Source organism: Vibrio minamisatsumaniensis (genome assembly GCF_050337445.1).
Taxonomy (GTDB): domain Bacteria; phylum Pseudomonadota; class Gammaproteobacteria; order Enterobacterales; family Vibrionaceae; genus Vibrio; species Vibrio artabrorum.
The window spans coordinates 1-6452 of the sequence record NZ_JAKJSY010000126.1 but is presented as its reverse complement, the minus strand read 5'-3'; the positions used below and the strand labels follow the sequence as shown (position 1 = coordinate 6452).

Annotated in this window: 6 protein-coding genes; 2 read left to right on the top strand and 4 right to left on the bottom strand. The window is 41.1% G+C overall.

Features of this window, described 5'->3' with window-relative positions; translation table 11 throughout:
- Window positions 1-2 precede the first annotated feature (2 nt).
- Both L4B77_RS19065 and L4B77_RS19060 read right to left on the bottom strand, forming a co-directional pair.
- A complete protein-coding gene (locus tag L4B77_RS19065; protein WP_489686499.1) occupies window positions 3-440 on the bottom strand; it encodes an A24 family peptidase in 438 nt (145 codons plus the stop codon).
- A 115-nt stretch (window positions 441-555) separates the two neighbouring features.
- Window positions 556-765, bottom strand: coding sequence for a Flp family type IVb pilin (locus tag L4B77_RS19060; protein ID WP_429752382.1), 210 nt, complete (start codon window positions 763-765; stop codon window positions 556-558).
- A 618-nt stretch (window positions 766-1383) separates the two neighbouring features.
- Between L4B77_RS19060 and L4B77_RS19055 the strand changes: the two genes are divergently transcribed.
- The gene (locus L4B77_RS19055) at window positions 1384-2268 is read left to right on the top strand and encodes a LysR family transcriptional regulator (RefSeq protein WP_429752380.1); all 885 of its coding nucleotides are present in this window, start codon (window positions 1384-1386) and stop codon (window positions 2266-2268) included.
- 128 nt (window positions 2269-2396) lie between these two features.
- Here L4B77_RS19055 and L4B77_RS19050 read toward each other — a convergent pair whose 3' ends face one another.
- Window positions 2397-3965 (bottom strand): polysaccharide lyase family 7 protein, encoded by a 1569-nt coding sequence (locus tag L4B77_RS19050; protein ID WP_429752378.1) that lies wholly within the window; start codon window positions 3963-3965, stop codon window positions 2397-2399.
- A gap of 410 nt (window positions 3966-4375) precedes the next feature.
- Window positions 4376-6127 (bottom strand): polysaccharide lyase family 7 protein, encoded by a 1752-nt coding sequence (locus L4B77_RS19045; protein ID WP_429752376.1) that lies wholly within the window; start codon window positions 6125-6127, stop codon window positions 4376-4378.
- Window positions 6128-6232: 105 nt separating this feature from the next.
- Here L4B77_RS19045 and L4B77_RS19040 point away from each other — a divergent pair, with 105 nt between their 5' ends.
- Window positions 6233-6415: a hypothetical protein gene (locus L4B77_RS19040; protein WP_429752374.1), complete on the top strand. Its 183-nt coding sequence runs from the start codon at window positions 6233-6235 to the stop codon at window positions 6413-6415.
- The last annotated feature ends 37 nt before the right edge of the window (window positions 6416-6452 follow it).

Below are 6452 nucleotides of genomic sequence, written 5' to 3'. Positions count from 1 at the left end.
GTTTAAATATGTGGCGTATTTTGAGTTAAAATTACTAAGTAAAATCCCACACTAATGGCTATCCCGTACGGGATTCCTTCCTGGCTATTCGACGTGTTACTTATTAGTTTTCTGCTGATTAAATAACCAAGCGATAAAAAACCACCAGTAAAAGCCGTCATAATATAGGCCCAATGTAACTCGTTGAGAGGGATTGTCAGTGATAACACAGCAGCGTATTTAATATCACCCGCCCCTATCCAAATCAACGCATAAAGTATTAGCCCAACCCCTAACATCAGCAAAAAGGTGGTAACGTGAATATCTAATGGAGAAAAAAAACTCTGAAACAAGAGCAAAACCAACAACGCATGATTATGTATTTTGCGATAAAGAAAWTCGACAGAAGACACGTATATACACATTATCAGTAAAACGAACAAGTACCATTCATGGCTCAAAATCAGAAAACCCCCAAGATTATGGTAGAGTGATTCTTATTTAAACTCTAAATTAATTGAGCCAGACCAATGAATACACAGGTCTGGCTCAATTATCTTTATTATATTACTGAGCTTAGCTACCAGAAGCTGTAGTAATCGTAGTTGCGATTTTTTCGAATGCAGTTGTCAGTTTACCAATAAAGCCACCATCACCTAACGCTGTAGTCAACAAAACAGCCATTGCCACACCGATTAGACCATATTCAATCGCCGTTACACCACGCTCGTCATTCTTGAATTGTGATAAAAATACGCTTGTTTTTACATATAGTTTAGTAATCAATTTTTTGTTCCTATCGTCATATGAGAATTCATGGTTATGTTATGTCATTTTGTTAGCCGGATGAAAAATAACCCCTATCGACTTAATCTATAGTTAGAATATAAAACAATCAAAAAATAGATAATAGAGCTAGTTAGAGCAACAAAAAATCAATAAAATACAACAACTTAAATAAAATCCCACCTACCAACCAACCTGTAACAAAATGTTTAACAAAGTCCAATTATGCGAGCGACATCACACTTTTTAAGCTTGGTGTTTGTTGTATTTTTATTAATTATCGTACTTTTCAACAACATAAACGAAATTAAGACAATGCAGATCCTAAACCATTCACTCACCAAGCTCTGTATGTTAAAAAAACAAATATCATACAACTTACACCTTAATTACAATCACAAAACATAAAACCCAATAATATTAGGAAACAACAAATCAACATCCATGAAATAAATGTAATAGCTAACCTATCATGACATTCAAATAATCTATAGTTACGCTCTGGCTTTCTATAACTAACTGAATGTTTTTATAAAACAAGTTGAAAAATAGAAATCATAACGTTATTGTGCATTGAATAATAAAAATAATTATCCTGCGCTAAAGGCTTATCTAACCATGAAACTGCATTTCGAAAATATTGTTTCGTTTATATCAGTAGTTGAGGAAGGTTCATTTAGTTCCGCTGCACGTAAGCTTGGTAAATCTCAGTCAACGGTGAGTACAGCGGTTCAAAATCTTGAATCAGATCTAGGCTTCAATTTATTTAATAGACAGCACTCTAAAGTCTGGCTGACACAGAAAGGCGAGCGCCTGTTCCAGTTATCTTTATCTATTGTTTCGAAATATCGCGAATTGGCGACAATTGCAGCACAAATGAATGTATCAGATCAAATTGTTTTCCGTGTGGGCATAGACCCGTTGGTATTCAATAAAGACGTCAAAGATACACTAGCCAGATTTTCGGAAACGTTTCCTAATGTCGATTTAGTGGTTGTGACAAAACCAAGCGTTATTTTAGGAAATTATATTAACGAAGGAAAGATAGATCTAGCATTAGGTAATCCGTACCATAAAACGAACAACGACTTTAACGTTGAAGAATTATTTCATGTCAACTGTTGGTGGGTTGCTCACGAAGACTTAGCTTATTCTACAAATCAAATGTCATCGCAACGCATTCTATTGATGGATGGGTGTGAAGAATTGTTGAATTTATCCAAGATCACTTCATATAACTTATGGCGGCTTGACGATTTCGCTACCATTATAGACCTATGTAAGGCCCAAAAAGGCATCGCCTTTTTACCCATGTTCCGTATTGAAGGCGACAGTTCACTCAAAGTAATTACAGACCGTCCCGATTTTTTTGGTAAGAGAATCGTGGCCTCTATTTTTTGGCCAGTTCACTCTGACTTTAGTCCATTTAACCAATGGATAAAACAAGAACTACAGACGAGTGCAAGTTACAAACAAACATTTGTTGCTGATCTAGTCCCATAATTCACCTTGAATATCATTGCTACCACGCTCTTAACCACGCTTTAAGTTACGAGCGTTTTTAACCAAATAGCAAGCACAAAAAAGCCTCCGAACTCGAGCAGTTGGAGGCTATACGCTATATGATTAGATTACTTTTGGTATTGATCGTGAGATACATCTAGCTGGTAGAAAGTCGCTTGTGAGTAATCGTCTAGATCGCCACTGATGTTTTGGTTGTAAACACCGGCTTTGAAGTACATGTACTTGCCACCTACGTCGTAACCGCTGTTGCTCATATCAACCACTTGTACCACATCGTCTTTACCTTCACGCATTAGCGTAACTGTCATCGTGTTGCCTTTCACGTCAATGCGGTAGCTAAACACTTCGCCAAGCGCGATACCATCGTCCCCCACTTCAGCCGTCATGTCGCCAACGAGAGGATAGAAGTCCTCTTTTGTCGCGTCTTGGCTTTCATGTGCAAAGTAAACCGCACCCGTTGCTTGGTTTGGCAACTTACGGTAGTACAGACGAATTGGCTCATCGTTTTGATCGTGAATCTGACCGATGATAAAGCGACCGACTTCATTCGCATTACCTGTCGTTGTCGCGTGATCGATTTTTAACGTGGCTTCTAGAACTCCGTCAATACCACCCGCAGCTTTTAGGTCTGCTTCAGGTGCGCTTGAGAATACCCAGTTGTTCTTGTTAACACCTTGAGTGCTGATAGACTGATCACCACGACGCATCATTTCACGAAGTTCAGTACGGGCGTACTTGGTATTTTTAGAGGTACGCACACCTTTTACGTAAGCCTTGAATACAAGACCGCCATCGTCTGCTGTGTAGAAAACCTCTGGGTGTTGGTAGCCGTTTGCAAGATTCCACTCAGACACATCATCAGGTCTGCCATTTTTATCATGATCGAATGGTTGCGATAAGTACCAATGAGTCATATCAAAGTTTTCACTCGGCGCATTACCTGCTACCGGTGTGCTAGGTAAGCCCGTCGGTACGGGCAACACACTGCGCGTGTCACATTTAACGGTCGTATCACAAGGGTAAACAGCTGCTACACCGAAGTTCCCCGAACGCAGATCTTTACGAGCTTCTTTACGTGCTTTTTCCACCGCTTTCATTTCAGCGATCATTGCTTGTTCTGCGGCCACGACGTCTGGAGTAATGATATGGCTAGCAGGACAAGCGTTAACGTTACAGTTCACCGCAGCGAGTTCAGTCACACTGTTCCAACCATTTTTGGTATTGCCGTGGCCCACATATTTAACGTAACGCGCTTTAACCGCTGGCTCAAACTGGAAACGCTCTAGACCGATTGCCTTACCTGAGCTCATTTGATTTTCAAGTACGGTTATCCAGTTTTCACCATCAACACTGACTTGAATATCGAATTTAGATTGGCGCTCATTTCCTTTACTGAATGAAGCTTGAACCGCGTCAAATTCTTGCACTGAACCATAATCCAACATGGCCCATTCGCCGTCACCTGCCGATGACCATCGTGTTGTTAGATCTTGGTCAAACAAACGATCAGGGCCATTGCCGTCGTGACTGCTCGCAGTCATCGCCACTGGCGTCAGAATCGCTTCACCACTTTCTTTATTATTCGGAAAATCAGCATTAGGGGGCGTGGTGCTCGCGCAACCCGCTGCGAGTATGATGGAAGAGGCAAGTAAAGTTTTTAGAGTAATTTGTTTCATATTCAATCCATTATGATAATACGGAGGCCGCGTTCGTAAGTAAAAGTTAGATCAGCAAACACGCGCTATACAGCATTTAATCTCTCGTTATTTGCGACAACATAAAAATCTTACATAATCTTATAATACAAATAAAACGCTTAGTTGGATAAATGAGACTAGGGACACTTTCCGTTCCGCTATACTTTAACTGGATCACATTTCCGATTAATTAAAACAAAGTAGATAAGTTTTAAAGATAAAAGAACCAAAACCTCCCCTCAAAAAAACGGAAAAATGAACGATTTTGAGCGAGAAAATTCCGACTGTTTTCACTGAAGACCTCACGATGATCGCTGGTCCATCAAACAAAAGACCGCATTGCTAGAAACAAATGCGGTCTTCACTGTCACTATTTAGCATTCAGCCAATCAAAAGTGGTCGACTCTGAGAGAGCTAAAGCTCACATCAAATATCTCACCTTTATATGCACTATTGGGTTTAAATTGAGGATAGATGCCCGCTTTAAAATAAAAAGCGATATCCGGTGATGCCCAATCCGGTGTTAGCGAAACGGTGTCGCCATCTTTGTCTTTATACTCTTGACCCCATCCAAGGAAATGCTCAATCGTGTTTCTTCCATCCCCATCATGAGTGGCAAGATAAAGACCATTTTGATCGGCACGGATAGTATATCGCCATTCAACACCCGCAGGATAAGTACCTAATGCGACACTAAACGGTTCGCAATCGCTGCAAGATTGATTATCACGTTTAAACTTAGAGTTCATGACCATGCGCACTGGCTTATGACTCCCTTCCCAAACCAGTTTGACCAGAGCTTGGCTGATCTTCCACCCATGAATTTGCCCTACTATCACTTTCGGGTCCTGACTGGTGATATCTGGATGCGCGTCAATTCGTAAGGTGGCGGTTAACTCATGATTACTGACATGCGTTCTTGTATCGTTCAGATACCAACTTGTATCCTTATCGCTGGTACTGCAATCTGGTTGAGCACGGCTTTGGTACAACTCCCTTAACTCAGAACGAATATAGTTAGAGTTTTGTGTAGAGGTGCCATACCCCATATCCGCTCTAAAGTGCATTCTTCCTTCATCAACATTGAAATAAGAGAGACCAATCTTACGGTCATAGACATCACGATCATTATCAAGGAGGTCTTTGTTCGACTCACAACGCTCAGGTTCTAGTTCAGCGGCACTGTCACCCCCACTTCCATACCAAGAGTCTTTACTCGCAGGAATCGTCAACTTCCAATCATTAATGTCCCAATCATTTGAACCGTTGACTTGTGTGATGGTGTATCTAAGCGCCTTAAAGTAAGCCGTGGCTTCGCCATTTTCAAATTGATTATAGATGCCCGCTTTAAAGTAACTCAGTAGATGCTGCCAATAAGTGATGTCTTCATCGACTTTCACTTCATCGTTCACTTTGACCGAAAGGGTGTTTTCATAAATAGAAAGATCAAACTTTGTGAAACGATCAAGATCCGCCTCGCCCAAATCGTAGCGGTTATAGGAATTGGCGTAACAGTCCAAAGAGTCAGCAGCACTGCTACAATCAATCGCATTTTTTTTAATAACAGCCCAATAGTGACCGGTGAGACCATCTCGTTCTTGCTCCCACACCACACGCAATAATGGGTGAGGAAGGTAACCTGTGCCACTCTCGTCGGTGCCCTTATTGTGGATCTGTAGCAGTGTCACTTCATCATGTTCAGCAGGAGAGCTCGCCATTGCATGCTGAATATCCGGCAGGCTTATTTCCGCATGTAGAGTGCGTCTCACGCCCGCTTCATTGATACGAAAGTTGTCTCCCTCACGAATTTCAGAACGCATCTTGTAGTTCGCCATTTTGAAGATAAGATTCTCAGTCTCTTCATCTGCATAAAAATAGTCACTGACATAACCTTGGAAGTTACCGGCTTTTACGGGTGACGTTTTGTTGCCCTCCTCGCCCTTAGGATCTGACACCTGAAGATCTGAGCTAGCAAGGATATTTTGATACTTGGCAATCTCATAGGGAGCAACAACACCATGAGACGTTCCTGGTTTATTAGGTACAGGAGGAGCACCGCTGGCACTTGAGTCACTGGAACTGCTTCCACCGCAGCCATACGTAAGCGAAGCGAGTACCAAGACGAAGATTGACTTATTCACATTTATCTCACTTATCTATATAAAAGTAGTGTGATTATGTATATTTGTACTATTTTATGTCAATTGTCGCTYTGTCAGAATGTGAGATGCGACTAATGAAGTGAAATGAAAGAATATTGCGTAGAGCTAGACTCAAGAACAACGCACAAAGGCCACTCTAAACTCAACCGTTTTTATCCATTAACTCGCCATGTGACTGTCAACAACGGTTCAGCAGCTCTTCTTTACCTCACCGAGCCGAAAAGTGAGCCTTATCTCACACTTCCACCATCTAATGACACAAAATAGCTTCCAATATTAACTTTTATTTGTAATACAATAAGTC